This window comes from Helicobacter sp. T3_23-1059 (genome assembly GCF_053654515.1).
In genome coordinates this window covers 1-671 of the sequence record NZ_JBSIUV010000193.1, presented here as the reverse complement: position 1 = coordinate 671, position 671 = coordinate 1, and the positions used below count along the sequence as shown (strand labels likewise).

Sequence of the window (671 nt, the reverse complement as noted above, 5' to 3'; positions counted from 1 at the left end):
ATTAAAAAAAATGGCTAAAACTCTAAAAAACTCACACCCACCCCCTAACCCCCTCCGCAAAGGGAGGGGGGATAAAAAAAATCCATCTCGTGCTAAGGGAGGGGGTTTTAGATTGCCACGCCTTGCAAGCAAGGCTTTCAATGACAAAACCCTACACAAAAATCTACACAAAAAAACTAGAACACAAATCAAAAACCCCAAAAATCTAAACCCCTAAACCAAACTCACACAAAAACGAATTATTAGAAAAAGCTGAATGCTCGCAGAGCAAACCAAAATCTAAAAAATCTAGCACACAAAAAACTGCGCAATAAGCAAAAAAACTAAAAATCTAAACCACTAAGCCACACACAAACCCCAAAATCTAACCCATAAACCAAAATCTTACACACTAAAAAGTAGCCTACATTTTAGCCACCTTTATTTTTACTAGCATTTTTGTCTAAAATCCTTTGCAAACAAAAACTTAAATCCAAAGTTTAGCAGGGGTAAGATTTACCCCCCTTTTTTATAAAAAACACAAAGGAGGCAAAGATGCCAAACACCAAAAATGAGCTACAAACACAAGAAAATCTACCCCAAAACACACAGCAAGAAGCCAAAAACGACACTGATAAAAATCTAAAAAACACACAAGAAGCACAAGACAACAAAGAAAAAGGCTTTTTTGA

Annotated in this window: 1 protein-coding gene; it reads left to right on the top strand. The window is 36.1% G+C overall.

Features of this window, described 5'->3' with window-relative positions; translation table 11 throughout:
• On the top strand, positions 1-217 hold a 217-nt coding region (locus ACWIX0_RS14000; protein WP_454174588.1), incomplete at its 5' end, for a hypothetical protein.
• Positions 218-671 lie beyond the last annotated feature (454 nt).